Below are 25,795 nucleotides of genomic sequence, written 5' to 3' on the forward strand. Positions count from 1 at the left end.
TTCTTCTCCACTCATCCAATAATTAATTGTCCTACAAATCAATTTCATACTTTTGCGGATTCTGTTAACTATAACTTTCTGACAATTTATGAAATTGACCCGCTACCTTCTTCTGACGGTAATGCTGCTTTTGTGTATGTCAAATGTTTTTGCACAAAAGAAAAAAGAAAAGAAAAAAGAGGACGCCAAAATTGACAAGGCTGTCGACGCGGTAGCTACCGCAGTAAAAGACAAACTAAAGGACGACAAAAAGAAAGGGCCAAAGCCTTTCAAAGAGGTAATTGACACGTCTGCGGTCAGTCAGAAAGGAATGATCTCCACCCACAAAGTATCCGACAAATGGTATTTCGAAATTCCTGATTCGTTACTGAATAACGATATCATGGCCGTAACGCGCTATTCAAAAACAGCTGCTGGTGGCGGAATTTTTGGCGGCGAAGAAGTTAACAGACAAATGATCCGCTGGGAAAGAGGCATGGACAACAATCTGCTGCTGCGTTCCGTAACCGTTGTCGTGGCTAGCGGAGATAGTACCAAACCAATTTTCCAGGCTGTAAAAAACTCAAACTCAGATCCAATCATTGGCTTGTTTGAAATTAAAGCAGTAAAAAAAGATCAGGCTGGCAATTCTTCCGTCATTGACGTTACCGACTTTTTTAACAGCGACAACCAAGTATTCTCATTAAGCAGTGTTTCCAAACAATTGCTCAAGCTGGCCGCATTTAAAAAGGAAGCCTCTTTTATAGAAAAAATGAGCAGTTTCCCGATTAACACCGAAATACGTACCATCAAAACATTTACTGTTGTACCGCAAACGATATCCATGACGCCGGCCCCTTCGGTCGGTAGGTACCTGCCATCGGGGCTTGATGCGGGTGTTGTAACAATGGAGATGAATACGTCGCTGATATTGCTTCCAAAAACACCGATGAGAAAACGGTTGTTTGACAGCCGAGTTGGCTTTTTTGCAAATCAGTATGCCGTTTTCAGCGAAGAATCACAACGCTCCGACGAAGAAGTTTTTGCGGTGAGATGGAGACTTGAACCAAAAAATGCGGAAGACGCAAAACGCCAGAAAAATGGTGAGCTGATCGAACCCAAAAAACCGATTATCTACTACATTGATCCTGCTACGCCGGTAAAATGGCGTAAATATCTGAAAGCAGGTGTGGACGACTGGCAGGTTGCATTTGAAAAAGCCGGCTGGAAAAATGCAATTCGTGGTGAATATTGGCCTGAAAAAGATTCGACAATGAGTCTTGAAGATGCCCGCTACTCGGTGATCCGGTACTTTGCGGCCGACATTCAGAATGCCTATGGACCTAATGTACACGATCCCAGAAGCGGAGAAATACTTGAAAGTCATGTGGGCTGGTATCATAACGTAATGCGTTTGCTTCGTAACTGGTATATTATCCAGGGAGCCGCGGTGGATCCAAAGGCACGCACTAAAAAATTTGACGATGAGTTAATGGGCCAATTGGTACGCTTCGTTTCTTCCCACGAAATCGGCCATACACTGGGCTTAAGACATAACATGGGTGCAAGCTCGGCAACACCGGTTGAAAAGCTGCGTGACAAAGCCTGGACCGAGAAAAACGGACATACTTCCTCAATCATGGATTATGCCCGTTTCAACTACGTTGCGCAGCCTGAAGATGGCATTACCAATCTGTTTCCAAGAATCGGAGATTACGACATCTGGGCGATACAATGGGGTTACAGCACCTTATCAGATACAAAAGATGCCGAAGCCGATAAAAAATTGCTGAATGTAATGACCAAGGAAGCTTACAAAAATCCAAGATTACGTTTTGGAACAGAAATGAGCCCTTATGACCCGCGTTACCAAACTGAGGATTTGAGTGATAATGCTATGAAAGCTTCTGAATATGGTATCAAAAACCTGAAACGTATCCTTCCGAAATTGACCGAATGGAGCCAGGAAGATGGCGAAAGCTATAAGGAACTGGAAGAACTGTATGGCAATGTTGTATCACAGTATCGCCGTTATCTGGGCCATGTAATTAAAAATGTTGGTGGAATTTATGACACTCCGAAAACTTATGATACAGAAGGCGAAACATTTATAACTGTTCCTAAGGCTACGCAAAAAGAAGCAGTTGCTTTCCTGAATACGCAATTGTTCAAAACCCCGGTTTGGCTTTTGGATCAGTCTATTATGAGTAAAATAAAGCCTGAGTCCGGTGTGGAAGCGGTTAAAGCCTTACAGGATTACGCACTTAATTCACTGTTTGCCGGCGACAGGGCTGTGAGATTGATGGAAACCGGTATTTCTTCAAAATTCTATTCGCTTGATGATCTGTTTAGTGAACTCGAAGGTGGAATCTGGTCAGAAGTAAAACAAGGTACCAGCATTGACATGTATCGCAGAAATTTGCAAAAGATATATGTTGATAAACTGATTTCAATGTTAAAACCGGGTAAAACCAACGTTCAATCCGTACCGGTTGGTGTTACTTACGGTTATTCAACCCGCTCGGTTGATCTTGAAAAAACAGATTTGCCATCTATAACCCGTGCACATCTGGAGAACCTGAAAAGCTCAATCCAGGCTGCAATTCCAAAAACAACGGATAAAATCAGTAAATATCACTTAAAGGATATTCAGCAGAGAATCAAATCTGCACTGGATCCTAAGTAATATATTTATAACTTAAAGGGTTGATAAGAAGCAGATGACCGCCTACTTGTCAACCCTTTTTTGTTTCAAATGACCTGATTTAAATGAAATCTCTCTCCGACATTCTGCAGCAGCACCATAAGTTCGCTGAGGTTATCAGAAACCCTCTGCCTTTTAAAAAGTTAGATTTTTCTCGAAGCAACCCGGATCTCTTACAACGGGACCTATCCAAAACTTCTGTGTTTACCGATTATGTGTTTGAAGAAATGCTGGATCATTCAACATATACAGGTATTGGAGGTTATGGTGAAAAAAGGGTGATTTACAGACAGCTTGCCCACTTTTCCAAACAGGAAGAAAATCCGCGTTGTATTCATTTAGGCATTGATATCTGGGCGCCAGCTGGCGAAAATATTTTTACACCATTAGATGGGAAAGTGCACAGCTTTGCATTTAATGATCATGTGGGTGATTATGGACCAACGATCATTCTCGAACACGAACTGGAAGGCGTGAAATTTCATACGCTCTATGGACATTTATCTTTGGACTCTCTCACTTATTTGTACACAGGGAAAAAGTTTCTGGCAGGTGACAGGATCGCTGCAATAGGAAATCATCCGGAAAACGGCGACTGGCCGCCGCATTTACATTTTCAGGTAATTTCAGATATAAAAAATTACAAAGGTGATTACCCTGGTGTTTGCAGTCTTAAAGAGAAAGAATATTTTTTATTTGTTTGTCCTGATCCGAATTTGATTTTACGAATTTAAAGTAAGCCCTAACTGAAATCGTTTTATTTCTTCTTTTCTAAATTAGGTAAAAAACCTGTCAGCAAACCAATCAGCGGCAGGAATGAACATACCCAAAATACATATTCAATACTCGTTCTGTCCGCCAGATTTCCAAGGATGGCAGAACCGATTCCTGCAATACCAAATGCAAATCCGAAAAACAGTCCGGCGATCATGCCTACTTTACCCGGTATGAGTTCCTGAGCATACACCAGTATTGCCGAAAATGCGGAGGATAAAACCAAGCCGATAATGATACTCAGCGTGCAGGTCCAGAACAGATTTACATAAGGCAACGCCAAAGCAAATGGCGCAACGCCAAGAATGGAGATCCAGATCACATATTTTCTGCCAATTCGGTCGCCAACGGGCCCGCCAATAAATGTCCCCGCGGCTACTGCAAACAGAAAGGCAAACAAATATATCTGTGACGTCTGAATAGAAACACCGAATTTATCAATCAGGTAAAAAGTAAAATAACTGGACAAACTTGCCATATAAATATACTTGGAAAAAATCAGCAGCAGCAGTATTCCAAGTGACAGAGTAATCTTTCCCTTTGACAATTTTAAAACAGAAGACTCACCTTCACCAGAAATCGGTTTTTTAAAGTTGAGATGCATGTTGTTTTTGTACCAGCCTCCTACTCTTGACAAAATAATGATGGCCAGCAATGCCACCAGCGAAAACCAGATCACCTGAAACCGCCCGTATGGCAGCAAAATCAAAGCCGCCAGCAACGGACCAAGAGAACTCCCGGCATTCCCTCCTACCTGAAATAACGACTGAGCCATGCCATGTCTTCCGCCTGAGGCCATTCGGGCAATACGTGAAGCCTCCGGATGAAAAATCGCAGACCCTACTCCAATCAAAGCCACAGACACCAATACAAGATGAAAACTGTTTGCGAGCGACAATGAAACCAGCCCCAGCAAAGTAAAACACATGCCGGTTGCCAGCGCGTAAGGCTGCGGCTTTTTGTCTGTATATAAACCAACCAATGGCTGCAAAACCGATGCGCTGATTTGAAAAGTAAAAGTGATTAGGCCAATTTGGGAAAAACTAAGACGAAAAGAATCCTTTACCATCGGATATATCGATGGAATGAGGGATTGCATTGTATCGTTCAGTAAATGAGAAAAACTTAACGCCAGTAAGATGGGAAATACGGTTTGCTGAGGGCTGACGGCCGCAGCAACGGAACCCGAAGGTTGTTGTTCGATTGTTTTCATAATTGTGCTATTCAAATTCTTAAACCGGCTGGCCTGTAATTTTAGCTGCCCATTCCCATGCCTTCTGCGGATCCTGATCTATAATACTCTGCAACAGCGATTCGTGCATGTGCTGCGTAGCAATAAAACTTTCGGTATCAATAAATAATTCTAAAAAATATTCCTGTAAATGGTTGGCGACAGTCTTGTAGAGGTCCAGCAATATTTCGCTTTTAGCCGCCACTGCAATTCCAAGGTGAAAGTTAATATCAGCCTGAATACATTGATCAGGAATATTGGCGATTGCCATTTCCTTACGCCTTTCCAGGTGATGCCTCATTTGTAAAATATCCGTTTCTGAGCGGTTGAGCGCTGCGTTTTCAGCAATTTTAAGCTCAATCAACTGCCTTACTTCATTTAACTCTTTTCCTTTTGCCCGTAAAAAGCGATCAGATATAGATTCCGAAACCGGCTGTTTTTTTTCAACAAATGTTCCTAAGCCCTGCTGAACGCGAACCAGGCCGGTGTGCGACAAGTTTCGGATTGCCTCTCTGACCGTTGAGCGGCCCACACCAAACAATGCCATCAATTCAGGCTCGGTTGGCAGTTTGTCGCCGATGGCAAATTCACCTTCCGTTATTTTTTGGACAAGCCTGTTTGCAACCTCATCCGCTAAACTTTGTCTTTTGATCATTTATTCATCATATCATCTGATGTTTCAAAATTAGAAAAAATTTTATGGAGTTAAGGCTGATACCGAAAAAAATTATTTTTTATGGATAATTGTTGCCGCTGATTGTGCTGCTGCCAGGATGGTTAGATCTGCTATGGTGACCCGCGCCGGAGCATTTACTGCATAAAGAATTGCATCCGCGATATCACCGGCCTGCAACGGCTCAAAACCCTGGTACACTTTTTCAGCACGGCTTTCATCTCCTTTGAAACGAACCAAGGAAAACTCAGTTTCCACCGCTCCGGGAGCAACATTGGTTACCTTGATACCGTGCTGGGTTAGTTCCAGACGCATTCCTTCACTCAAAACTTCAACAGCTGCTTTGGAAGCACAATAAACTGCTCCGTTGGCATAGGTTTGCTTTCCGGCAATGGAGCTAATATTTACGATATGACCTTTTCCCTGTTCCAGCATCAAGGGAATAATCGCCTTGGAAACGTACAAAAGTCCTTTTACATTTCCATCGATCATGGCATCCCAGTCGTCCGGATCGCCTTCGTCTAATGAACCCAGACCATGCGCATTTCCTGCATTGTTGATCAAAATGTCGATGTTTTTCCAATGGTCCGGCAATGAGCCGATCATAGCAAGTACCGATCCTTTGTCTCTTACATCAAATAACAACGTGGTAACTTTTACCTGAGCAGATAATATTCCTGCAATTTCGTCTAACCGTTCCTGGCGGCGACCGCATAGTATCAGATCTATTCCGGATGATGCAAATGCTGCTGCTGTGGCCTTACCAATTCCCGACGTAGCGCCGGTGATCAATGCAATACGAGACATAAAAAATTTGTAACTAATTAATTAAATTGAAGAGCGTACCTAAATAGTCAAAAGACTCTCATCCTTCCTTCTTCCCTCCTCCTTCCTCCCTTATTTTTTCCCTTTAACCGTATTCAGGCTACTGAAATCACCAGCTTCCAACTGAGAAGCCTGTCCAAAAAGCTGAAGAGCTCGCTGGTAAACATTGTCCGTTGGATTGATAACCTGGAAAACTTCGTTGTTCAGTCCGCTTTTTTGTTTTCTGCCCCAAACATACCGGCCGATAATTGCTTTTGTCTGGGCAACGATCACAGGTTTGGAAAGCTTGAGCTCTTTCTCATTTGCTTTGATACCCGCTTTCGTAGCGTCTTTCACCAATTCGCCAAGCATGGCATCCGATACCTGAAAGGATTTCAAATAGTCGTTGAAGGGCTGCTTTTCCAGTTTTTTCAAATTTTCATTTGCATACCTAAGTGCATATTCGCGGATGATATTTTTGGCATACAATTCAAACAGGTACTTGCTGTTGTTAAGCGTATCACGGGGAACAAAAAAGTCAGGCGTGATACCTCCGCCGCCATAAACGGTACGGCCGCCATCGGTTTTGTAAACCTTGCTTTTGTCAAATTTGATACTGTCGGCATTGAAAAGTTCACCGCTTTCGTAACGATGGGACAAATCCTGGCTGTAATCATCGCCCTTGCCCATTTCGTAAGGCTTTTGAATGCTGCGTCCGCTTGGCGTATAATAACGTGAAATCGTTAGACGCAACTCTGAATTGTCAGAAAGTTTGATCGGCATTTGTACCAAACCTTTACCATAAGACCGGCGACCAACGATCAGCGCGCGGTCGTGATCCTGTAATGCACCTGCAAGGATTTCCGAAGCAGAAGCACTTCCTTCATCAACCAAAACGATTACAGGCCCTTTCTCAAATGTACCGTCTACGTGAGATCTTGTTTTTCGATCAAAACGGCTGTCTTTTCCTTCTGTGTACACCAATAGTTTATCTCCGGAAATCAACTCATCGGCCATGCTTGTAGCCCGTTCCATATAACCACCCGGATTTCCACGAAGATCTAATATCAGCTTTTTCAACCCGTCCGCTTTAAGTGTTTTTAAGGCTGATTTAAATTCATCAAAAGTTGTTTCTGAGAAACGGCTAACCTTAATGTAACCGATCTCATTGTCAACCATATAGGATGCGTCAACAGAGTAAGTTGGAATGCGGTCGCGAACAACGGCGAAATTCATTTTATCCTTTAAACCAACGCGTTCAATAGAAAGGTCAACCTTTGTTCCTCTTTTGCCGCGTAAAAGTTTGTATACCTGTGCGTTGGTAACACCTGGACCGGAAAGTTTTTCTTTGTTGACCATCATGATACGGTCGCCGCTCTGAATCCCGGCGGTTTCCGAAGGTCCGCCGCTTAAAGGTGTCACCACATAAACAGTGTCATTGTAAATATTGAACTCTACACCAATTCCGTCAAATCCCGATTCAAGCTGAGACCTGGCTGCTGTTGCTTCTTCACTGTTGAAGTAAGATGTATGCGGGTCCAGTTTTTCCAGCATTTTTGAAATGGAATAGTCAACCAGTTCTTCAGTGTTAACCGAATCCACGTAGTTGTTTTCTACATACATCAGCACTTCACGGAACTTGGCAGAACTTTTGGCGACATCTGTAAGGCTTTTTCCTCCGCTAAAAAATGTGCTGCCAATGAGTACGCCTGCCGCAAGCGTGATCGCGACGATGATAGGAAGGCGAATGACCGATTTGGAGTTGCGAACAGGCTGTTCAGGGCTTTCTTGATTCATTTATTAACCGTTTGTAGGAAAAAGTTCTTGCTTTTAAATATCAAAGTAAACGTATCGGCGGCATTATCCTTGTCCGCAGAATTAAATATACGGAACTATATCAGTGCTTAAAACAAAGGACAGCTCTTTATTTCTGTAACAAGATGACAGCCCGTAATCGTTCTGTTAATACCCATCAAAATAAACAAAACGTAGTCGAAAAAATTGTATATATACTGAATTACGTAGAAATAAATATATTTACGCAACGGAATGAAAAGCTTTAACAAAAAACTGGTTGCACTTTTCATCCCCCTATGCTCAAATTTCCCGACAGCGATATTGCTTCGTTGGTAAGTCCGGATGCCATCAGGGTATTTCTACAACACGTAACGCGGCTTGATCTGCCTGAAAATGAGCTGATTCTTTCGCCCGGTCAGCAACAGCAGCATTTATATTTTATAAAAAAGGGAGTCGTCCGCTCTTATTATAAAGTTTTTGGCAACGAATGGACCAACTGGTTCGCCGCGGAAGGGAATCCGGCCTTTTCTACCGAAAGTTTCCTGAATGGAAATCCATCAACAGAATTTATAGAAACCTGTACTCCCGTCAGTTTTTATAGTATTTCAAAACAGGAGTTCCAGCAGTTCTTAAATGAATTCCCTAATCTGTATCAGCTCGCGTTTGTATTTATGCACCGCTACATGAGCGTAGCCGAAAACCGGATGTATGGCCTGCACGTGCTGACCGCCTATGAACGTTACGAAAGATTTATAGAAACCCACAAAAATATTGTGAACCGGGTCAAAATGCAGCACATCGCCAGTTATCTGGGCATAACACCTACCCATTTTTCCCGCGTCAGAAAGGAATATGCTCAAAGGGGTTAAGATCAATTCAAATTCAATGTAGCTACACGGATCAACCTATGTTGAGAAAATGGTTGATGTATTGACAGTGAGCTTTTTATCATTTAGGTTTACCAAAAACAAAGCCGCCGGATAGCTTTCGGTTGGTCCCCACAGCTAAAGGCGGCTTTGCGACAGTTTAACTATTTCCACAATTAAACTAAGGTAAAATTATGAAAAAATTAGCCACCTTAATCCGTCATTCACTTATTCCTTTTGTCCTGCTGCTTATTTTAAGTTGTCAAAAAGAATTGGTTACTACTGAAACAGATTTATTAAATAAGTCACATGATTCGATATCAAATTTATCCATAGAGGAAGCAAAAAGGTATTTTGATACCAACTTCAGTTCGGCAACAATTAAAAAAAGTCATTCTTATAATGCAGAGCAGTTATTTGAACATAAATCAAGTAAATGGGAAAAAGCAGGGTACAAGCAGATATCATTTGGGGATGCGGTTGTTGTGCCCATGAGATTTGAAGAGTTAAATTTAGTCATTGATAAAAAAACTGGAGCTTATGTTCCATACGATCAGTTAAATTATTTGATGATGTATAAGGACAAGCAAAAAAACATAGTTACTGAATGGGTAACTCTGCTCCCCGATTCATCCTGGCTTTATGGAAAAAGAGACGTCTATACGGGTGATATAATGGTCAGAACATGGGAAGGGGAATATCTTAAAATGTACCGGTACAGCAAAGATGGTCAGGTTAAGGCATTCAACATTAATCCTTCAACTTTGCAGAATAGTAAAACTTCCGATTATAGTGCAGGAACATATACTGAGTGTATGCGTGTCAGAATAGCAGCAAACTGTACATGCATTGACAAATTTGACTGCGACATGTGTCTTATCTGCGCACCCGAATTTTGCTATACTGTCACCCTGGTAACAGATGATCCGGAGCCTGCTGGTGGGCAAGGTGATACCGGAGGCACTGGAGCTGGAAACACTAACAACAGCGGCGGAACCGGGACCTCATCTGGCAATGGAAGTAATTACACGCCTTCCTGCAATCCCAACATACCACCGGGAACCTGGGTACCAAGCAATCAGTTACCACCTTGTAATCCAACGACGCCTGTTGGACCAATAACGGTTAGATACCCAATTGATGAATCTTTTTTTACAATGATTCTGAGCTAGAAACAATTATTCAAAATTTAAATGACCCTATTACCGGGCAAGGTATTTCACTATTTCTTATTGAAAATTTCCGAGGCGCGAAATCAATAAAGGCAGTATATCGGCAAGTTGCCGGAGAGGAGTTAACTGTAGGAAGTTACACTTTGGCAAAAAACTATGACGTCAATGGCAACCTAATTAGTTACTATGCCTGGCGTAACTCTACTTATGGAATAGAATTTATGATCAAAGCTGACCAATTAAATTCATTTCAAGAAAATATTGAATATTATACTTCCGCAGCCAATTTGATATATCTGAATGGACCACCATCCCGGGCAATGATTGCTTTAATGAATGAGAACTATTTGGATGGTCTCCTTTCTATGTGGGATGAAGCTTTAAGAAGTCCATCTTACTACGTTTATGCTGCTAACATACTCGTAATGACTTCTACAAATTTAAAACCTAATAATATAACATTCACACACGTAACAAAAGGAATAAGCTCACCTAATTACTTAATTACTAGCCATTCTTACAGTCAATACAAAAATTTAATTCAACAAAAGCATGGCGGTTCCTGGCAAACAGTTGCTACCACTCCACAAGGACCTATTCAAATTTTAGAGGTCGGAGGAATTAAGTATAATGCTCGTCCAGTCGCTAGCAACCCTTATTATAAACTTACCATAGATTATTTTAGGGGCGGGAAAAAATTAGGAGAGTTTAGATTTAATAATTAGTAAATTAATCAGTATTGTGATGGCCAATGTCTTAAAGAAACAAGAGATTAACAATTTCGAGCTAATTATGGAACTGATTGCTACAGATCCTTTCTTCGAAAATATTAGTGATATTATCTTTTTACTGGATAGGCATGATAAATTAAGAGAATTGGAAGACCCTGAGCTAAAAAGAGCCGTATTCACAATTGTGCAAGAAATCATTGATAATGGAATTGCTAAACCTATTTTCGGATACTCTCCAACCGGGCCAATGCCGGATCCTATTCCTGAACGTGCAGAGGAGGTACTCAACTATCTTGACAAATACTGGGGAAAACCAACCGACCAGCATAATGACATCGGAAGGGCGTATCTGATTTTTTTCGCAAAAAAGGACGGCGACTTAGAACATAACTCCTTTAAGGCAAAATAACTATAAAAATAAAGGCGAGTCTGGTTGGCTCGCCTTTGCTGGTTTAATAGAAATATCTCAAACAAATTCCCCCAAAGACTCCGGATTGCGCATCGTATCAGGATTTACAACTTTGGCTGGATCCATTCCCATCAATATTTTTTTAACAGGTGCCTCCATTTTTTTTCCGCTGATCGTGTAAGGAATATCTTTCACCTGCTCGATGGTGTCCGGAATGTGGCGGGGACTATACTGGGTCCGAAGAATGTCTTTTATGCCGCCTTTAAGTTCTTCTGTTAATTCTTTGTCCTTTGCCAGCACAACAAACAAGGAAATCGTACCGCTGCCATCTTCTTTTTCAAGATAAACCGCCAGGCTGTCCTTGATATCCGGAATGCTTTCAACGGCGCTGTAAATTTCTGCGGTTCCAATTCTGACGCCGTCACGGTTTAGTGTAGCATCGGATCTTCCATAAATAATGACCGATTGCCGCGACGTAATTTTGATCCAGTCTCCATGCCTCCAGACGTCTGGATACATCTCATAATAACTGGCCATGTACTTTTCATTATCCACATCTCCCCAAAAAAGTACCGGCATGGAAGGCATTGGCTGGGTAATAACCATTTCACCCGTTTGATCAATTACAGAATTTCCGTCTTCATCAAACGCCTCAACCTTTGCACCCAGCATCCGGCACTGAATTTCTCCTGCATGAACAGGCAGGATCGGACAGCCTCCCACAAATGCACTGCAGATATCCGTTCCGCCGCTCAGTGAAATGAGCCAGACCTCTTTTTTTACATGACTGTAAATCCATTCAAAAGCTTCGGGTGTCAGAGGAGATCCTGTTGAACCTATTGTTTCCAGATGTTTAAGCCGGTCGGACGTGATACTTACGCCTGCTCTCATGGAAGCGATAAAATAAGCCGCCCCGCTTCCAAAATGTGTAATTTTAGCCTTTTCTGCCAATGACCAGAGCACTTGTGAAGAAGGAAAAGCAGGGGCTCCGTCATAAAGAACAAGTGTAGCACCGCAAAGTAAAGAGCTCAACGCATAATTCCACATCATCCAGCCCGTAGTCGAATACCAGAAATAGCGATCTCCGGGTTTAACATTCTGGTGCAGAACAAGTGCCTTCATGTGCTCAGTCAGGCAACCGCCAACACTATGCGTAATTGCTTTCGGCTTGGCTGTTGTGCCGGAAGAGTAAAGTATCCAAAGGGGATGATCAAAAGGAACGGCGTCAAAATCCAGACCGTGATTTGGCAAATGAAGTATATCTTCCCAGGAAGTAAAACGGTCGGGCTTAAATTCTGAGGTAATATTATCAATAAGAACAATATCTTTCAGGGAAGGCAGGGAAGAAGCGACCGACTGGATAAAACTTGTGCTGTCGTACGTTTTTCCATTGTAAACATGCCCGTTTGTTACAAATAGTACTTTTGGTTCTATTTGCTGAAACCGATCGATAACGGCGGATTTACCAAAATCAGGAGAACAGGACGACCATATTGCACCCACGGAACTCACTGCTAAAAATGCAACCACTGCCTGTGGAATGTTGGGCAAAACACCGCCAACACGATCACCTGGTTTTATTCCCCGCTGCCTCAGCCAGGTTGATACGGCGGCAACGTCGGCTTCAAGTGTTTCCCAGGATATTTCGGTTAAAGTATTTTGTTCCGACTGAAAAATGATGGCCGGACGATCCTTTGTTTTATTTCTGAAAATATGTTCGGCATAATTAAGCTTGGAACGGGTAAACCATTTCGTCCCGATCATCCCGCTTTTTGGTTTCTGAATTACTTCCAGATAAAGATCATGCGATTTGATATGAAAATAATTCCAAAGACTTTCCCAGAAATCTTCCAGGTCTGTCACCGACCATTCCCATAAATCTTTATACGATCTGAAATAAAGCCCCTTTTTAACAAACAGCCAGTCAATATACTTTTTGAGATTGGATTGCTCCATCAGACTCCGGCCTGGTTTCCAAAGTGGTGATTCTTTTGTTTCCGTTGACATATTCAGGTGAAGGATATTGGCTCTAAAAATCAGCTTTCGTTAATAGTATTTATAAACGCTGTTTGCTAAGATTTGGCATAAATTGAGACACAAATATTTAATTAGAAAATTATCGTATCTTTGCACCCTAATATATAAACAACTAGTACTCTGATCATCAGATACGTTCGTTAATGCGTTTTAGCATAAGGTTCAAACAGCAACGGCTGTGCCCCGCTAATCAATTGCGCGCTTAAAATTTGTAAAGAGGAAACAAAAATCCAGTAGTGATACTGCATTCCTAATGAGAAAAAGAATAAACAACTCCAAGGACTCGAGCTCCTCGCGTCCTTCAGGCGACGGACAGAAGTCTTTCCGTCGTTCATCCGGCAAAGCCCGTCCTGAGGCAGAAAGCCGTTTCAGCAAACCAAGTATTAAAAAGTCCAGTTTAAGAGTTGCAAGCGGTGGCTCAGCATCGGATAAACCTGCATCCTTCCGCCCACGTGCGTTCGATAAGGACACAAGTCCGCGTGATTTCAGGACAGATAGCAGAGGTGGAGCGGACAAACAGGGCTTCGATAAGCCGGGCCATGATAAGCCAAGATTTGACAAACCTCGTTTTGATAAACCGGGTATCGGCAAACCAAGATCTTCTGACAGCCGTGAGTTTAAGCCAAGAACCGGCGGAACAGACAAGCAGTCTTACGACAGACCTAACTCTGAAAGATCAGGTAGCGACAGACCGGGTCACGACAGACCACGTTACTCAGATCGTGACGCAGGTGCACGCCCGTTCCGTGCTAAAAGCGATTTTACCCCAAGAGAAAGAACAAACAGAGACGAATCATCAGAGAGACGTCCTGCAAGTGACAGACCTGCATACGATAAACCACGTTCATCCGACCGTGACAGAGCTCCCCGTGAGTTCAAACCACGCGGAGAATTTAATTCAGGTGAAAGATCTGGCTCAGAACGTCCGGGCTTCGATAAGCCGGGTTTCGATAAACCCCGTACGTATGGCAGTGACGCAGATCCGCGCGACTTTAAACGTGATGGTGAACGCCCTGCTTTTACAGGAAGAAGCGAAAAGCCAGGCTTTAAAAAAAAAGATGAGTCGGAACTAGATCAGGATTTTGCCCGTGAAGAAATGCCTTCGGACGAAGGCGCAAACCGTCGGGTTGGAAGATTTGAAACCGCACCTCACTATAAATTAGGGACTTACGAAAAAAAGAACGGTCTCAAAAAACGGAAGGATGAAAATCCGGAAATTCGTTTGAACCGGTATATTGCCAACGCCGGTATTTGTTCCCGACGTGAAGCTGATGATCTGATTGCAGCAGGACAGATTTCTGTTAACAATAAAATCGTCACAGAAATGGGTCACAAAGTGCTTCCGACCGATGTTGTAAAATACGGAAAGAAAACGCTGAACCCAGAAAAGTTTGTTTATGTGTTGATCAACAAACCAAAGGATTACATCACAACAACGGATGATCCGGAGGAACGTAAGACGGTTTTAGATTTAATCAAAGGAGCCTGCTCCGAACGTATCTACCCGGTGGGACGTCTTGACAGAAATACAACCGGTTTACTTTTGATGACCAACGACGGAGCGCTGGCGAAAAAATTGACGCACCCGTCTGGTAACGTTAAGAAGATTTACCAGGCCGAACTGGATAAAGCAATTACGAATGAAGATTTTGAAAAACTTCAAACCGGACTGACTTTGGAAGACGGTTTTATCCGTCCTGATGAAGTAGGTATCGTAACAGCAGACGCAATGGTGGTAGGGCTTGAAATTCACAGCGGACACAACCGGATCGTTCGCCGTATGTTCGAACATCTTGGTTATGAAGTTCAGAAGCTGGACCGTACTGTATTTGCGGGACTTGATAAAAAAGACCTGCCTCGCGGAAAATGGCGTTTCCTAAGTGAAAAAGAAGTTATCAAGCTGAAATACATGATGTAATCAGCCAAGGTGATGTAAAACAAACGGCCCGTCAGAAATTCTGAACGGGCCGTTTGTTTTTGCTTTAATCTAATATTATAATCTGAATCCGAAAGAGAAAACATCATAAGGAGCATCCGGATATAATCCTTCAAACTGAACCATAGATTCTTCTTTTCCTGCGATAGCACTTTCAAGTTCTTTTACTGAACGTACCGCTTTACCATTTACTTTGGTAATAATAAAACCTTCTTCAACCTGAGAACGGGCAAATTTACCACCCTGAATCGAAACGACTTTCACACCGCCATCTACTTTGTAACGAGTCAGACGTTGCTTTTCCTGGTCGGAAAGGTTGCCAAACTGCGCACCCAAAGTTGCCATTACAGCTGCAGACTCATCCTTTTTAAGTACATCCGAACCACCTGTGCGATTACGCAGCGTCACAGTCAGTTCTTTCTCTTTTCCGTCACGATTTACAGTAAGGTTTACTTTATCACCAGGCTTGTGCATACCGATTGATTGCTGCAGCTCAGGAACAGAATGAATATCAATTCCGTCAACTTTCACAATCACGTCTCCTTTCAGAGCGCCACCAGCCTTACCTGCGCTGTTTTCTGTAAATTCACGAACGTATACGCCGTCATTTACTTTCACTCCATATTCTTCCGCTTTTTTACTATCCAGATCGTCCAGGTAGATTCCAAGATAACCACGCTGCACATTACCAAATTTGATAATATCGCTTGAAACCTTTTTCACAATGCTTGTAGGCACAGCGAATGCATAACCTGCAAAACTTCCTGTCGGGCTGGCAATCGCAGTATTAATTCCAATCAGCTCACCTTTAAGGTTTACCAACGCACCACCACTGTTTCCCGGGTTTACAACTGCATCTGTTTGTATAAAGGATTCCAAAGGCGTATCGCCTGCTGTCATCGCTGCATTGGTTGCTCCGCCACGGCGATTTGACTGACTCCCAATAATACCCAGTCCGCGGCCTTTTGCACTAATGATACCTGCAGTAACTGTAGATTCCAGATTAAACGGATTACCAACTGCCACCACCCATTCTCCGACTTTGACTGCATCGGAATTACCTAAAACAATAGCAGGAAGATTTTTTGATTCAATTTTGATTACGGCGATATCCGTAGAAGGATCAGTTCCGATAACCTTGGCACTGAATTTACCTTTATTGTGCAAGGTAACTTCAAGTTCCTGCGCACCTTCCACAACGTGGTTGTTTGTAACGATATATCCATCCGGAGAAATAATCACACCGGAACCTGACGCCTCCTGAGGCTGGGATCTTCCGCCAAAGTCTTCACCGAAACCACCGCCAAAGAAATCACGAAGCGCGTCTTCCATCTGACTTTGTCTTCCGCCGCCACGGGATTGAGCTACTACTTTTGATTTGATGTGAACTACCGTAGGGGTGGTTGCCTCCGCTGCATAAACGAAATCTCCGGGAGCACCAGCCGGCATGCCTGTTGAAGTAAAGCGGGCAAGCGATTCCGCAGGCGCTTCTTTGATAATTACGTCGTTACCGCTATTTGTACCTAATAGTTTAAAACCAGCAAGAGTTGATGCACTTGAAATCAACCCAACCAGGACTAAACCTTTCCAATTTGTTTTCATATATAATGTTGGGGTTTTAATTTTTCGAATCAATAACGCAAAGTAAATAATAATCTATTCCTGTATTCCGCTCATTTAACATATTTTAACAAAGATATGTGATTCGGAAATTTACTAAAAATACTGTTCCTGCTTACAAAACAATTTATTAAAAACCTGGTTCACAAGAAAGGGGCGTTATCGCAAAATAACGCCCCCCGCCCAAATTTTAACCTTATGCTATTTCAATTTCACGGGCTGGTTTCTCTTTTGCTTCTTCACGTTTTGGTAAGCTCACGCTCAAAATACCATCAGCGTAGTTTGCAGCAATTTTTTCACCGTCCACAGAGTTTGGCAAAGTAAATGTGCGTTGGAAAGAAGCATACTTGAACTCCCTTCGGGTATATTTTTCGTTGTTATCTTCTTCCTTCTGTTCTTTCTGTGCAGAAATTGTCAGCTGGTTTTTTTCAAGATTTAATTTGAAATCACCTTTCTGTAAACCAGGAGCTGCCACTTCAATTTTGAACCCCTCTGTATTTTCTACTACATTAACTGCCGGCACACTTCCCGAGAATGCAGGGTTGTACAATTCATTAAATAAATCTTTTCCAAAGAATCCGTTGAAGTGTTTAGGCGCGAATTGTGTTTTTACTAAAGTGCTCATTGCTGTATGATTTTGTGTTTTTAGATTTTAACTTTTGAATACCACATCGGGTATGCGTAGATATTAACAACTTTTGTACCGTGCTAAAAAAATTAGAATTATAATGCCAAAATGTCTTCTTTTATCTAAAAAATGAAATTATCACGACAAAATGGCCGATTTCTCTCTTTTATTAGTGATCAAAACGACAGAATCTTAAAATTCACACCATCTTTCTGGCCGTTCACGTCATTTTATTCTTCCTTTTCTTTCATCTAAATACATTTGAAGAAAAAATCTATTAGTCATGAAAGAATTACAGATCGTCCGCAGGTATGAATGGGTGTTGGTTTTAGCTTCTACTATTGCTTATGTAGTGATAAGCCTGATGGGCAATGCCAGAAATTTTGACAATTACGTTGGGAGGTTACAGGAAGCAGGTGTACGTGTTTCTGTAATACTAAGTGATCTTCACACTTATGACAATGTACTTGACTACAACATTCCGGTAATCATTTCCGCCATTTTAACCTTTGCCGGATGGTCTGTATTTCACTACCTCGCATACCCGAAACTGGAAACCGACCGACGGAGTATTTCAGGCGGTTATTTTTTCGCTCTCACGGTTTTTCTGATTTTTTTAAGCAGTTTTATCCTTCTCCGTACCACACTTTATTTCGATTTTCGTTATGACGGCGACCATAATCCGGTTGGATTTAAAATTATGTCAGATTACCGGCTCCTCTCCGTGGCAACTGCTGCTTTATCTACGCTTACACTTTTCTTTTTATATGAAGTGTTATCACAGCTTTATTATAATTTTTGCAACCAACAGCGTTGGGAGGCTAACGCTAAATATTCAAACTATGTGATTATTGCCTGTGTATTAGCGCTGGATCTGTTCATTATTTTCAGTGGGGTGGTCAGCGCCATATTCGACTTCGGATTTCGACAAATGCTTAGTTTGTTTTTGGGAGCGATTATGATTTATGAACTCCGTAATTTTTTTTCCAAAGCTGTTATTATTCAAATGCATTCAAGCCCGGCATTTTCGGGTTATCTAAAAAACATGGCAGTTTATATTGTTCTTTGTCTTGGATGTTCTGTAATAGCCTGGGGATTATTTTCAAATTTTGGGCAATCCGTAAAACCTGGTGTTTTCTATGCATTCGCATTTATCGTACTAACCCTGGCGCCTATTTTACTTTCTTATATCAGCCAAAAAGAGAAAATTACACTCCAAACCTCGATCTCAAATAAATCAGCAGAACTATCCGGGCTTCGCTCGCAGATTAATCCGCACTTTCTATTCAACGCATTAAACAGTTTGTACGCAACCGCACTGAAAGAAAACAGTGAAAAAACAGCAGATGGAATACAAAAACTGGGAGATATGATGCGGTTTATGCTGCATGAAAACAATCATGACCGAATCCCGCTAAGTAGTGAAATTACCTATTTGCATAATTATATTGAGATTCAGCGAATGAGACTGGATGAATCCCAGAATATTGAGATCAGGATAAATATTCAGGAACCCGGCCCGGAAATATCGATTGCGCCGATGCTTTTAAATCCATTTATAGAAAACGCCTTTAAACATGGGATTAGCCTCAGAAATCCGTCATGGATTTATATCACACTGACTTTTGACGAAAACAGGATCTATTTCAAAGTACATAATTCTGTTCACGTGATGTCCGGTGGCGACCCGGAAGAAAAAAACAGTGGGATTGGATTGGAAAATGTAGAAAAACGACTAAAACTGATTTATCCGGCACGTCATGAATTGTACATCCAAAAATCAGCACAGGACTTTTTTGCTTCTCTTACTCTTGATTATTGATTTAAAATAAAATTGAAAGCGTAATTTCCCTTATCCATCCAACATGCCGTATGACCTTGAATGCAATTGCCATTGACGACGAACCCAAAGCACTGGAAGTAGTAAAAATGCATGCGGCGAAAGTGCCCTATTTAACTCTTAAAGCTTGTTTTACAAATGCATTTGAAGCAATTCCCTACCTGCAGACAAATCAAATAGACCTGATTTTCCTGGATATTAAAATGCCAGATATCTCCGGAATCGATTTTATCAATTGCCTGCAAAAAGTTCCTATGGTTATTTTTACCACAGCCTACTCAGAATATGCAGTACAGGGATTTGAGCTGGATGCGCTTGACTATCTTTTAAAGCCGTTTTCGCTTACAAGGTTTACCAAGTCGTGTAACAAAGCGCTGGATTTACATTTGCTGCGTAAACCGGTAAATCAGAATTTTATTTTTGTAAAAACAGGCTATGAGGAAGAAAAGGTACTTTTAGATGATCTCCTTTATGTAGAAGCAGAAGGAAATTATATTTCTTTTATTTTAAAAAATAAAAAATTGCTCAGCCGCCAATCGATGACCGAAGTAACATCACAACTTCCCGAAACCAGATTTATCAGAATTCACCGCTCCTACTTAATCGCAATCGATAAAATTGAAAAGATTTCCCGTCAGGAGTTAATGATAGCAGGTCAGGCGTTGCCGATCGGAGCGTCTTATGAAGAAAAAATCAATGAAATTCGTGAACGGATAAAAGAAAGAAAATAATATTATTTCAGTTCCAGAAGTAAACAGGCCTGTTCAGATGCAGACTGCTCGGCCTTTTTCTTTGTAAAGCCATTGCCGGTTGCGAAAGGCTCGTCGTTTACCAGAATCTGCGAAATGAATTCTCTGTGATGGCGTGTGCCTCGTTCTTCAAGAATTTCAAAACGAATTTCCTTTCCTTCTCTTTGTGCCCACTCAATGATAAGGCTTTTGAAGTTGGCATTATTCTGAATAATACTATCCAGATCGTAGTGGGTAATGAGTTTACTGATGATAAACTTTCGCGTAAAACGGAATCCTTTATCAAGATAAATTGCTCCTACAAATGCTTCCAGCGCATCACCGTACATAGATGAACGCGGAGACATTCCTCTGCGATTGCCATCATACTCGATTAGATTATCAAGACCCAGCTTGCGGGAAATTTGGTTTAACGACTCACGGTTAACAATACGTGAACGGATTTCGGTAAGGAAACCTTCGTCTTTATACGGATATTTGGTGAAGAGGAATTCAGCAACCACCATACCTAAAACAGCATCTCCAAGGTATTCAAGTCTTTCGTTAGACTCTCGAAAACCTTTTATGGCTGTCTCCCGGGAGGCAGAGGTATGCCTGAATGCCAATTGGTAAACACCCAGATTAGAAGGGCGGTCGCCAATTACATGGGCAATCGATTCTTTAAATTTTTTATCCTCAGCACTTCCTGTTCTGAAAAGAGAGAGTATCGGTATAAGAATTCGCTTTGCCAAGGTTAAATTTTTAATCAGCCTTCATACTTTTTGAAAATGACGGAAGCATTGTGACCGCCAAAACCGAAAGTATTACTTAGGGCAATATTGACCTTGCGTTTTTGTGCTTTATTGAAAGTGAGGTTCAACCGTGGATTGATCTCAGGATCAGGCGTAAAATGGTTAATCGTCGGCGGAATGATCTGATCACGAATGGCAAGGATACAAGCCGCAGCTTCAATGGCCCCTGCACCACCCAGTAAATGGCCCGTCATTGATTTTGTTGAGCTGATGTTCATGTTATAAGCATGTTCACCAAAAAACCTTTCAATGGCCTTTATTTCCTGCGGATCTCCGATTGGCGTGGAAGTACCATGGGTGTTGATATAATCGATGTCCTCAGGCTGAATGCCCGCGTTTTCGAGTGTATTCTTCATTACCATATAGGCACCTCTTCCTTCCGGATGCGGAGCTGTAATGTGATAAGCATCTGACGACATACCGCCGCCTATCATTTCTGCATAAATTTTTGCTCCTCTGGCTTTTGCATGCTCATATTCTTCAAGAATCAGAGCCGCTCCGCCTTCACCTAAAACAAAACCATCACGATCCTTGTCATAAGGACGGGAGGCTGTTTCGGGAGAGTCGTTTCTTTCCGATAATGCTTTTAACGCATTAAATCCGCCCATTCCGGCATTGGTAACGGCCGCTTCGGAACCGCCAGATATACATACATTCATCATACCCAAACGGATATAAAGAAAGGCATCAATCAAAGCGTTCGTGGCAGAAGCACAAGCTGAAACAGTTATGAAAGTAGGCCCGCGGAATCCGTATTTTATCGAAATAACACCGGATGCGCTGTCTGCAATCATTTTCGGAATGAAAAATGGATTAAAACGAGGATTCTTCCCGCCTTCGGCAAAGTTTAAAACTTCGTCTTCAAAAGTTTTTAATCCGCCGATTCCAGACCCCCAAATTACACCGGCTTTGTCAAGATCAAGCTTATCTGTGTCAAAGCCGGCGTCCTTCATTGCTTCATCTGCTGCAATTACGGCATACTGGGTGAATGGATCCATTTTACGTGCTTCCTGCCGAGGGATGTAATCATTGATATCCAGCCCTTTTACCTCACAGGCAAAACGGGTACGGAACCTCTCTGCGTCAAACCGGGTAATGGGAGCAGCACCGCTGACACCAGCAACCAAATTTTTCCAAAAGGTGGGAATATCATTACCAACAGGCGTTAATGCGCCCATTCCTGTGATTACAACTCGCTTAAAACTCATAAAATAAGGGACAGAAAGAAGATGATACTGTAAAGGAAACCTGAATTACTTCACGTTTTCTTCAAGGTAGGCAACCGCCTGACCAACTGTACCAATGTTTTCTGCTTGATCGTCCGGGATAGAAAGGTTAAATTCTTTCTCGAATTCCATGATCAATTCAACGGTATCTAGAGAGTCCGCTCCCAAGTCGTTCTGGAAGTTTGCTTCTGGCGTAACTTCCGACTCTTCTACGCCGAGTTTCTCGACGATAATTTGCTTAACTCTTTCTGCAATTGCTGACATTTTATAAACACTTTTTGGTTAAAATCGCAACAAAGAAAGATATTTCAGTTCACTTTGTCAAAATTTTTTTAACCCTTTAAATTTATTGTACACAAACAGGCCTAAATTAAAAAAACAGAAAATCAGTTGATTATCCGTATACGTTTCAATAAATCTATCAATTACCTAGAGAACATTATGGATAACTGTACATTCGCAAAAGATTTGACAACATCCGAATAAGCTGAATATGATTTCGATACCTAAATTAAAAAATACAGATTCACCTCTTTTCTTCCTCATGGCAGGTCCTTGTGCGATTGAAGGACGTGACATGGCTTTGCGCATCGCAGAACAAATTGTTACACTGACAGACCGCCTGAAAATTCCTTACATTTTTAAAGGATCCTACCGCAAAGCGAACCGTACCAAAATCGATTCCTTTACCGGAATTGGTGATGAAAAGGCATTAAAGATATTGCAGGAAATCAGTGAAACTTTTGGCATACCAACTGTAACAGACATACATGAGTCGCATGAGGCCGCATTTGCTGCTGAATATGTAGACGTACTTCAGATACCCGCTTTTCTTTGCCGCCAAACAGAACTACTTGCCGCTGCTGCAAGAACAGGAAAAGCAGTCAATGTAAAAAAAGGGCAGTTTCTTTCCGGCGCTTCGATGAAGTTTGCTGCTGAAAAAGTACATGAGGTCAATCCGGACTGCCAGGTGCTGCTTACCGACCGCGGCAACAGTTTTGGTTATGGTGATCTTGTTGTAGATTATCGCAATCTTCCTGAAATGCAGGCTTTTGGTGTGCCGGTAATTATGGATTGCACGCATTCCTTACAGCAGCCTAACCAAACTTCCGGTGTTACCGGCGGCAAGCCAAAATTAATTGAAACCATTGCCAAAGCCGCTATCGCCGTGGGTGCAGATGGACTTTTCATCGAAACCCATTTTAATCCCGCTGAGGCAAAATCTGACGGAGCTAATATGTTACCGCTCGATCAGCTGGAAGGGCTTTTGGAAAGACTGGTACGTGTAAGAGAAGCTATTTTATGAAAAATACGGCATTGGAAGAAGTTCGGAAAAGTGTTACAGAATTCAGATGTGGTCTGCGCTTAAAGTCAGGCGGTTCACTATTTTTTATGGTTCTGTTTTTTTGTCAGCCAATAACTTCTTCCTCTGCCTTCGCCCAATCTGATTCTACAAAACTTTGGGTTGTGAAGCCAATGGATGTTATTCCGCCGGTTTCGCTTGCTTTGGCGGGGTTAATAACACAGGGAAGAATAAGCCGTTCGCTGCAAAGAAACGTAGTGAAAAACTACCCTGGTTTTCATACCAATGTTGATGATTTCCTGCCGTATGCACCCGGTGTAGTTAGTTTGAGTCTTGCTGCTTCGGGAGTGAAGGGAAAACATAAGCTGGGGGATCAGATCATACTTGCTCTCTTATCTAATGTGATTGCACAGGGCGTTACGCAAAGTTTGAAAAGAATAATCGCCTATCCCCGTCCAAATGGTGAAGACAATCATTCATTTCCTTCCGGCCACGCTACAACTGCCTTTACAAATGCAACGATTCTGCATGAAGAGTATGGTGAAAGAAGTGTTTTATATAGTATCGGCGGATACACAACTGCCACTGCCGTTGGAACGATGCGTATCCTGAATAACAAACACTGGCTTGCGGATGTACTGATGGGTGCAGGTGTCGGAATTGGAGCGACAAAAGTTCTTTACATCAGTTATCCCTGGATGCAGCAAACCGTTCGCCGGGTGAAACACTGAAGGATTTTAAACTACCTGTGACATTTGAGATCACCTTAGCTCTTTATTTTTTTACAAAAACTAGAATTGAAAACACTGCTGACACAGGGTTGTCATTCACTGCTATTTAATTTGTCGTGATCATTAAACTTAAATTTTATGCAAATCAGGACAATTCAACCAATGCAGATATTCTGCTTCGAGACTGAAACGACGCTTAAGGATATTTCTCAATACATTCGTGTAATTGCCCGGCAGCTCTATTCAGAGGCAGTTAAAAACGAACTGGAAATTACCGGCCCGGTTTACTGGATCTACGACGGAGCAGATGGTCAGCCTGATACGAAATTTCGACTTACCATTGCTTTACCAATTTCACAGAATAAAACCCTTATAACCAATTCTGATTTTAAAATAAAAACACTCGATGCTTTTCGCTGCATGTCGCACAGACACGAAGGTTGCTGGAAAAGCCTGGGAGAAGCCTATGGTCTGCTTATTTTTGAAATACAGGTTAAAGATCCCGAAATGAGCGGTCAGAACAGGGAGATTTATTTAAATATGGATTTTGAAAACCCCGACGCAAACATCACCGAGGTACAAATCGGACTTCTTTAGTTGTAAGTAAACCATGATTTTAGATTTGAAATTTATATAACGTACGGAAAATCTATGTCAACAGCCTTTTTACTTTAAACTTTTACCCGTTCATCAGCGATGTCCTATTGTAGTTTTATACAAAATAATATTTCAGAACAATCTGATTATCTGCTAAATAAGCATTATCACGATAATCAGTACGGATTTTCCATAGAGGATGATGACGAACTTTTTGGGCGTTTTATCCTGGAAATCAATCAGGCAGGCCTGAGCTGGACGCTGATGCTCCGAAAACAGGAAAGTTTCCGGGTTGCTTATGATCAGTTTTCAATTGAAAAAATAGCTGCCTACACCGAATCAGACCGGGAAAGATTGCTGCTTGACCCCGGAATTATTCGTAACCGGTTGAAAATAAATGCAGCCATTGTAAACGCACAAAAAATACTGGACTTAAAAAAGGAATTCGGAACGTTCAAAAACTGGCTGGATTTTAACCGGTCTTTATCAAAAGTAGAATGGATAAAACTTTTCAAGAAGACTTTCAAATTTACCGGAGGTGAAATCGTCAATGAATTTTTAATGAGTACAGGATACCTGCCTGGAGCACATACGGAAGACTGTCCGGTGTATAAGACTATTTTTGGAGACAAAACTTAATACTCAATCTGATCCGGCGAAAGTAAAGCTAACCCCTTATCAATAGTTTTCAGGGCGCCGGGATGCATCTCTTTATTTCTCACAGCCTCTTCCATCAGATTATAATAACGGCAAAGAATGTGTCTTTTATCCCGGTGATGCCAGATTACTAACCAGGCAGTAGTGGCCCCTTCCTCCCCAAACTTGCTAAGTCCGGGCCAGCCATGATACTGAATTATTTTATCCAATAACTTTAAGTTCGCTTCATCGTTCGCTTTCAATTTTTGCAAATAAAAGGCTTCATGCTTTTTATCACCTATTTCCAAACTATCACGATACTGCTGATCTGTCTTGACCATCAGTTTTAACAGATTTTTCACTTCATTGATATTCATATTTTCAACATCTACCGAAGAATTTATATCTGCACCAATTTGGTTAAAAAGGCTTTTTGTCAACACAGAAGTATTAAGCGATTTTGTTTCAATCTGTTTTTCGGACTTAGAATTACAATTCCAAAGTATTAAAGCAAGAATTGAAAAGATTAGCTTTTGCACAGAGTTGCTGTTTAGGGATTTG

General features: G+C 41.8%; 24 protein-coding genes. 13 read left to right on the forward strand and 11 right to left on the reverse strand.

Annotated features, from left to right (window positions below; all coding sequences use genetic code 11):
• Window positions 1-88 precede the first annotated feature (88 nt).
• Together E0F88_RS29205 and E0F88_RS29210 are read left to right on the forward strand one after the other, a co-directional pair.
• Window positions 89-2,665 (forward strand): zinc-dependent metalloprotease, encoded by a 2,577-nt coding sequence (locus E0F88_RS29205; RefSeq protein ID WP_131961882.1) that lies wholly within the window; start codon window positions 89-91, stop codon window positions 2,663-2,665.
• A gap of 83 nt (window positions 2,666-2,748) precedes the next feature.
• Complete coding sequence (locus E0F88_RS29210; protein ID WP_131961883.1) at window positions 2,749-3,417, forward strand: peptidoglycan DD-metalloendopeptidase family protein; 669 nt, start codon at window positions 2,749-2,751, stop codon at window positions 3,415-3,417.
• Between the two features lie 23 nt (window positions 3,418-3,440).
• On the opposite strand, the gene E0F88_RS29215 is transcribed toward E0F88_RS29210, so the two are convergent.
• From E0F88_RS29215 to E0F88_RS29230, 4 genes are all read right to left on the reverse strand, one after another.
• Complete coding sequence (locus E0F88_RS29215) at window positions 3,441-4,670, reverse strand: MFS transporter (RefSeq protein ID WP_131961884.1); 1,230 nt, start codon at window positions 4,668-4,670, stop codon at window positions 3,441-3,443.
• 19 nt (window positions 4,671-4,689) lie between these two features.
• The gene (locus tag E0F88_RS29220; RefSeq protein ID WP_131961885.1) at window positions 4,690-5,343 is read right to left on the reverse strand and encodes a FadR/GntR family transcriptional regulator; all 654 of its coding nucleotides are present in this window, start codon (window positions 5,341-5,343) and stop codon (window positions 4,690-4,692) included.
• 72 nt (window positions 5,344-5,415) lie between these two features.
• The gene (locus E0F88_RS29225; protein WP_131961886.1) at window positions 5,416-6,168 is read right to left on the reverse strand and encodes an SDR family NAD(P)-dependent oxidoreductase; all 753 of its coding nucleotides are present in this window, start codon (window positions 6,166-6,168) and stop codon (window positions 5,416-5,418) included.
• 90 nt (window positions 6,169-6,258) lie between these two features.
• The gene (locus E0F88_RS29230; protein WP_131961887.1) at window positions 6,259-7,962 is read right to left on the reverse strand and encodes a S41 family peptidase; all 1,704 of its coding nucleotides are present in this window, start codon (window positions 7,960-7,962) and stop codon (window positions 6,259-6,261) included.
• A gap of 296 nt (window positions 7,963-8,258) precedes the next feature.
• Between E0F88_RS29230 and E0F88_RS29235 the strand changes: the two genes are divergently transcribed.
• The 4 genes from E0F88_RS29235 to E0F88_RS29250 all read left to right on the forward strand — a co-directional run bounded on the left by E0F88_RS29235 (window position 8,259) and on the right by E0F88_RS29250 (window position 11,140).
• Window positions 8,259-8,831: a Crp/Fnr family transcriptional regulator gene (locus tag E0F88_RS29235; RefSeq protein ID WP_131961888.1), complete on the forward strand. Its 573-nt coding sequence runs from the start codon at window positions 8,259-8,261 to the stop codon at window positions 8,829-8,831.
• Window positions 8,832-9,022: 191 nt separating this feature from the next.
• On the forward strand, window positions 9,023-10,000 hold the full coding sequence (locus E0F88_RS29240; protein ID WP_131961889.1) for a hypothetical protein: 978 nt from the start codon (window positions 9,023-9,025) through the stop codon (window positions 9,998-10,000).
• A 143-nt stretch (window positions 10,001-10,143) separates the two neighbouring features.
• The gene (locus tag E0F88_RS29245; RefSeq protein ID WP_131961890.1) at window positions 10,144-10,725 is read left to right on the forward strand and encodes a hypothetical protein; all 582 of its coding nucleotides are present in this window, start codon (window positions 10,144-10,146) and stop codon (window positions 10,723-10,725) included.
• A gap of 67 nt (window positions 10,726-10,792) precedes the next feature.
• Window positions 10,793-11,140, forward strand: coding sequence for a hypothetical protein (locus E0F88_RS29250; RefSeq protein WP_131961891.1), 348 nt, complete (start codon window positions 10,793-10,795; stop codon window positions 11,138-11,140).
• 57 nt (window positions 11,141-11,197) lie between these two features.
• Here the strand turns inward: E0F88_RS29250 and E0F88_RS29255 are convergent, their stop codons facing one another.
• Window positions 11,198-13,147 (reverse strand): acetoacetate--CoA ligase, encoded by a 1,950-nt coding sequence (locus tag E0F88_RS29255; RefSeq protein WP_131961892.1) that lies wholly within the window; start codon window positions 13,145-13,147, stop codon window positions 11,198-11,200.
• Window positions 13,148-13,430: 283 nt separating this feature from the next.
• Between E0F88_RS29255 and E0F88_RS29260 the strand changes: the two genes are divergently transcribed.
• Window positions 13,431-15,095, forward strand: a complete 1,665-nt coding sequence (locus E0F88_RS29260; RefSeq protein WP_131961893.1) for a pseudouridine synthase — start codon at window positions 13,431-13,433, stop codon at window positions 15,093-15,095.
• A gap of 75 nt (window positions 15,096-15,170) precedes the next feature.
• Here the strand turns inward: E0F88_RS29260 and E0F88_RS29265 are convergent, their stop codons facing one another.
• A complete protein-coding gene (locus E0F88_RS29265) occupies window positions 15,171-16,715 on the reverse strand; it encodes a Do family serine endopeptidase (protein ID WP_131961894.1) in 1,545 nt (514 codons plus the stop codon).
• A gap of 214 nt (window positions 16,716-16,929) precedes the next feature.
• Window positions 16,930-17,358 (reverse strand): Hsp20/alpha crystallin family protein, encoded by a 429-nt coding sequence (locus E0F88_RS29270; protein ID WP_131961895.1) that lies wholly within the window; start codon window positions 17,356-17,358, stop codon window positions 16,930-16,932.
• Between the two features lie 286 nt (window positions 17,359-17,644).
• Here E0F88_RS29270 and E0F88_RS29275 point away from each other — a divergent pair, with 286 nt between their 5' ends.
• Together E0F88_RS29275 and E0F88_RS29280 are read left to right on the forward strand one after the other, a co-directional pair.
• Window positions 17,645-19,183: a sensor histidine kinase gene (locus tag E0F88_RS29275; protein ID WP_229213950.1), complete on the forward strand. Its 1,539-nt coding sequence runs from the start codon at window positions 17,645-17,647 to the stop codon at window positions 19,181-19,183.
• Between the two features lie 50 nt (window positions 19,184-19,233).
• On the forward strand, window positions 19,234-19,932 hold the full coding sequence (locus E0F88_RS29280) for a LytR/AlgR family response regulator transcription factor (RefSeq protein ID WP_131961896.1): 699 nt from the start codon (window positions 19,234-19,236) through the stop codon (window positions 19,930-19,932).
• A gap of 2 nt (window positions 19,933-19,934) precedes the next feature.
• On the opposite strand, the gene rnc is transcribed toward E0F88_RS29280, so the two are convergent.
• The 3 genes from rnc to E0F88_RS29295 are packed head-to-tail and all read right to left on the reverse strand — an operon-like array spanning window position 19,935 to window position 22,231.
• A complete protein-coding gene (rnc, locus tag E0F88_RS29285; protein ID WP_131961897.1) occupies window positions 19,935-20,681 on the reverse strand; it encodes a ribonuclease III in 747 nt (248 codons plus the stop codon).
• Between the two features lie 14 nt (window positions 20,682-20,695).
• Window positions 20,696-21,949, reverse strand: coding sequence for a beta-ketoacyl-ACP synthase II (fabF, locus tag E0F88_RS29290; protein WP_131961898.1), 1,254 nt, complete (start codon window positions 21,947-21,949; stop codon window positions 20,696-20,698).
• Window positions 21,950-21,994: 45 nt separating this feature from the next.
• A complete protein-coding gene (locus E0F88_RS29295) occupies window positions 21,995-22,231 on the reverse strand; it encodes an acyl carrier protein (protein WP_015813362.1) in 237 nt (78 codons plus the stop codon).
• 229 nt (window positions 22,232-22,460) lie between these two features.
• Between E0F88_RS29295 and kdsA the strand changes: the two genes are divergently transcribed.
• From kdsA to E0F88_RS29315, 4 genes are all read left to right on the forward strand, one after another.
• Entirely contained in the window at window positions 22,461-23,273 is an 813-nt protein-coding gene (gene kdsA / locus E0F88_RS29300; protein ID WP_131961899.1) for a 3-deoxy-8-phosphooctulonate synthase, read from the forward strand.
• Window positions 23,270-24,001 carry a phosphatase PAP2 family protein gene (locus E0F88_RS29305; protein WP_229213951.1) on the forward strand — a complete coding sequence of 244 codons (732 nt, stop codon included), beginning with the start codon at window positions 23,270-23,272 and terminating at the stop codon, window positions 23,999-24,001. Before kdsA ends, E0F88_RS29305 begins: the two co-directional genes overlap by 4 nt.
• A 138-nt stretch (window positions 24,002-24,139) precedes the next feature.
• On the forward strand, window positions 24,140-24,598 hold the full coding sequence (locus E0F88_RS29310; RefSeq protein ID WP_131961900.1) for a GyrI-like domain-containing protein: 459 nt from the start codon (window positions 24,140-24,142) through the stop codon (window positions 24,596-24,598).
• Between the two features lie 99 nt (window positions 24,599-24,697).
• Window positions 24,698-25,237, forward strand: a complete 540-nt coding sequence (locus tag E0F88_RS29315; protein ID WP_131961901.1) for a DNA-3-methyladenine glycosylase I — start codon at window positions 24,698-24,700, stop codon at window positions 25,235-25,237.
• Here the strand turns inward: E0F88_RS29315 and E0F88_RS29320 are convergent.
• Window positions 25,234-25,773 (reverse strand): hypothetical protein, encoded by a 540-nt coding sequence (locus E0F88_RS29320; protein ID WP_131961902.1) that lies wholly within the window; start codon window positions 25,771-25,773, stop codon window positions 25,234-25,236. The genes E0F88_RS29315 and E0F88_RS29320 overlap by 4 nt on opposite strands.
• Window positions 25,774-25,795 lie beyond the last annotated feature (22 nt).

The sequence above is a fragment of the Dyadobacter psychrotolerans genome (assembly GCF_004349265.1).
In the GTDB taxonomy this organism is placed as follows: domain Bacteria; phylum Bacteroidota; class Bacteroidia; order Cytophagales; family Spirosomataceae; genus Dyadobacter; species Dyadobacter psychrotolerans.

What these genes read in the sequence shown, in the direction of transcription:
- E0F88_RS29205 (WP_131961882.1), top strand. Translation starts at nt 89, where the DNA reads ATGAAATTGACCCGCTACCTTCTTCTGACGGTAATGCTGCTTTTGTGT.
- E0F88_RS29210 (WP_131961883.1), top strand. Translation starts at nt 2,749, where the DNA reads ATGAAATCTCTCTCCGACATTCTGCAGCAGCACCATAAGTTCGCTGAG.
- E0F88_RS29215 (WP_131961884.1), bottom strand. Translation starts at nt 4,670, where the DNA reads ATGAAAACAATCGAACAACAACCTTCGGGTTCCGTTGCTGCGGCCGTC.
- E0F88_RS29220 (WP_131961885.1), bottom strand. Translation starts at nt 5,343, where the DNA reads ATGATCAAAAGACAAAGTTTAGCGGATGAGGTTGCAAACAGGCTTGTC.
- E0F88_RS29225 (WP_131961886.1), bottom strand. Translation starts at nt 6,168, where the DNA reads ATGTCTCGTATTGCATTGATCACCGGCGCTACGTCGGGAATTGGTAAG.
- E0F88_RS29230 (WP_131961887.1), bottom strand. Translation starts at nt 7,962, where the DNA reads ATGAATCAAGAAAGCCCTGAACAGCCTGTTCGCAACTCCAAATCGGTC.
- E0F88_RS29235 (WP_131961888.1), top strand. Translation starts at nt 8,259, where the DNA reads ATGCTCAAATTTCCCGACAGCGATATTGCTTCGTTGGTAAGTCCGGAT.
- E0F88_RS29240 (WP_131961889.1), top strand. Translation starts at nt 9,023, where the DNA reads ATGAAAAAATTAGCCACCTTAATCCGTCATTCACTTATTCCTTTTGTC.
- E0F88_RS29250 (WP_131961891.1), top strand. Translation starts at nt 10,793, where the DNA reads ATGGAACTGATTGCTACAGATCCTTTCTTCGAAAATATTAGTGATATT.
- E0F88_RS29255 (WP_131961892.1), bottom strand. Translation starts at nt 13,147, where the DNA reads ATGTCAACGGAAACAAAAGAATCACCACTTTGGAAACCAGGCCGGAGT.
- E0F88_RS29260 (WP_131961893.1), top strand. Translation starts at nt 13,431, where the DNA reads ATGAGAAAAAGAATAAACAACTCCAAGGACTCGAGCTCCTCGCGTCCT.
- E0F88_RS29265 (WP_131961894.1), bottom strand. Translation starts at nt 16,715, where the DNA reads ATGAAAACAAATTGGAAAGGTTTAGTCCTGGTTGGGTTGATTTCAAGT.
- E0F88_RS29270 (WP_131961895.1), bottom strand. Translation starts at nt 17,358, where the DNA reads ATGAGCACTTTAGTAAAAACACAATTCGCGCCTAAACACTTCAACGGA.
- E0F88_RS29275 (WP_229213950.1), top strand. Translation starts at nt 17,645, where the DNA reads ATGAAAGAATTACAGATCGTCCGCAGGTATGAATGGGTGTTGGTTTTA.
- E0F88_RS29280 (WP_131961896.1), top strand. Translation starts at nt 19,234, where the DNA reads ATGACCTTGAATGCAATTGCCATTGACGACGAACCCAAAGCACTGGAA.
- fabF (WP_131961898.1), bottom strand. Translation starts at nt 21,949, where the DNA reads ATGAGTTTTAAGCGAGTTGTAATCACAGGAATGGGCGCATTAACGCCT.
- E0F88_RS29295 (WP_015813362.1), bottom strand. Translation starts at nt 22,231, where the DNA reads ATGTCAGCAATTGCAGAAAGAGTTAAGCAAATTATCGTCGAGAAACTC.
- kdsA (WP_131961899.1), top strand. Translation starts at nt 22,461, where the DNA reads ATGATTTCGATACCTAAATTAAAAAATACAGATTCACCTCTTTTCTTC.
- E0F88_RS29305 (WP_229213951.1), top strand. Translation starts at nt 23,270, where the DNA reads ATGAAAAATACGGCATTGGAAGAAGTTCGGAAAAGTGTTACAGAATTC.
- E0F88_RS29310 (WP_131961900.1), top strand. Translation starts at nt 24,140, where the DNA reads ATGCAAATCAGGACAATTCAACCAATGCAGATATTCTGCTTCGAGACT.
- E0F88_RS29315 (WP_131961901.1), top strand. Translation starts at nt 24,698, where the DNA reads ATGTCCTATTGTAGTTTTATACAAAATAATATTTCAGAACAATCTGAT.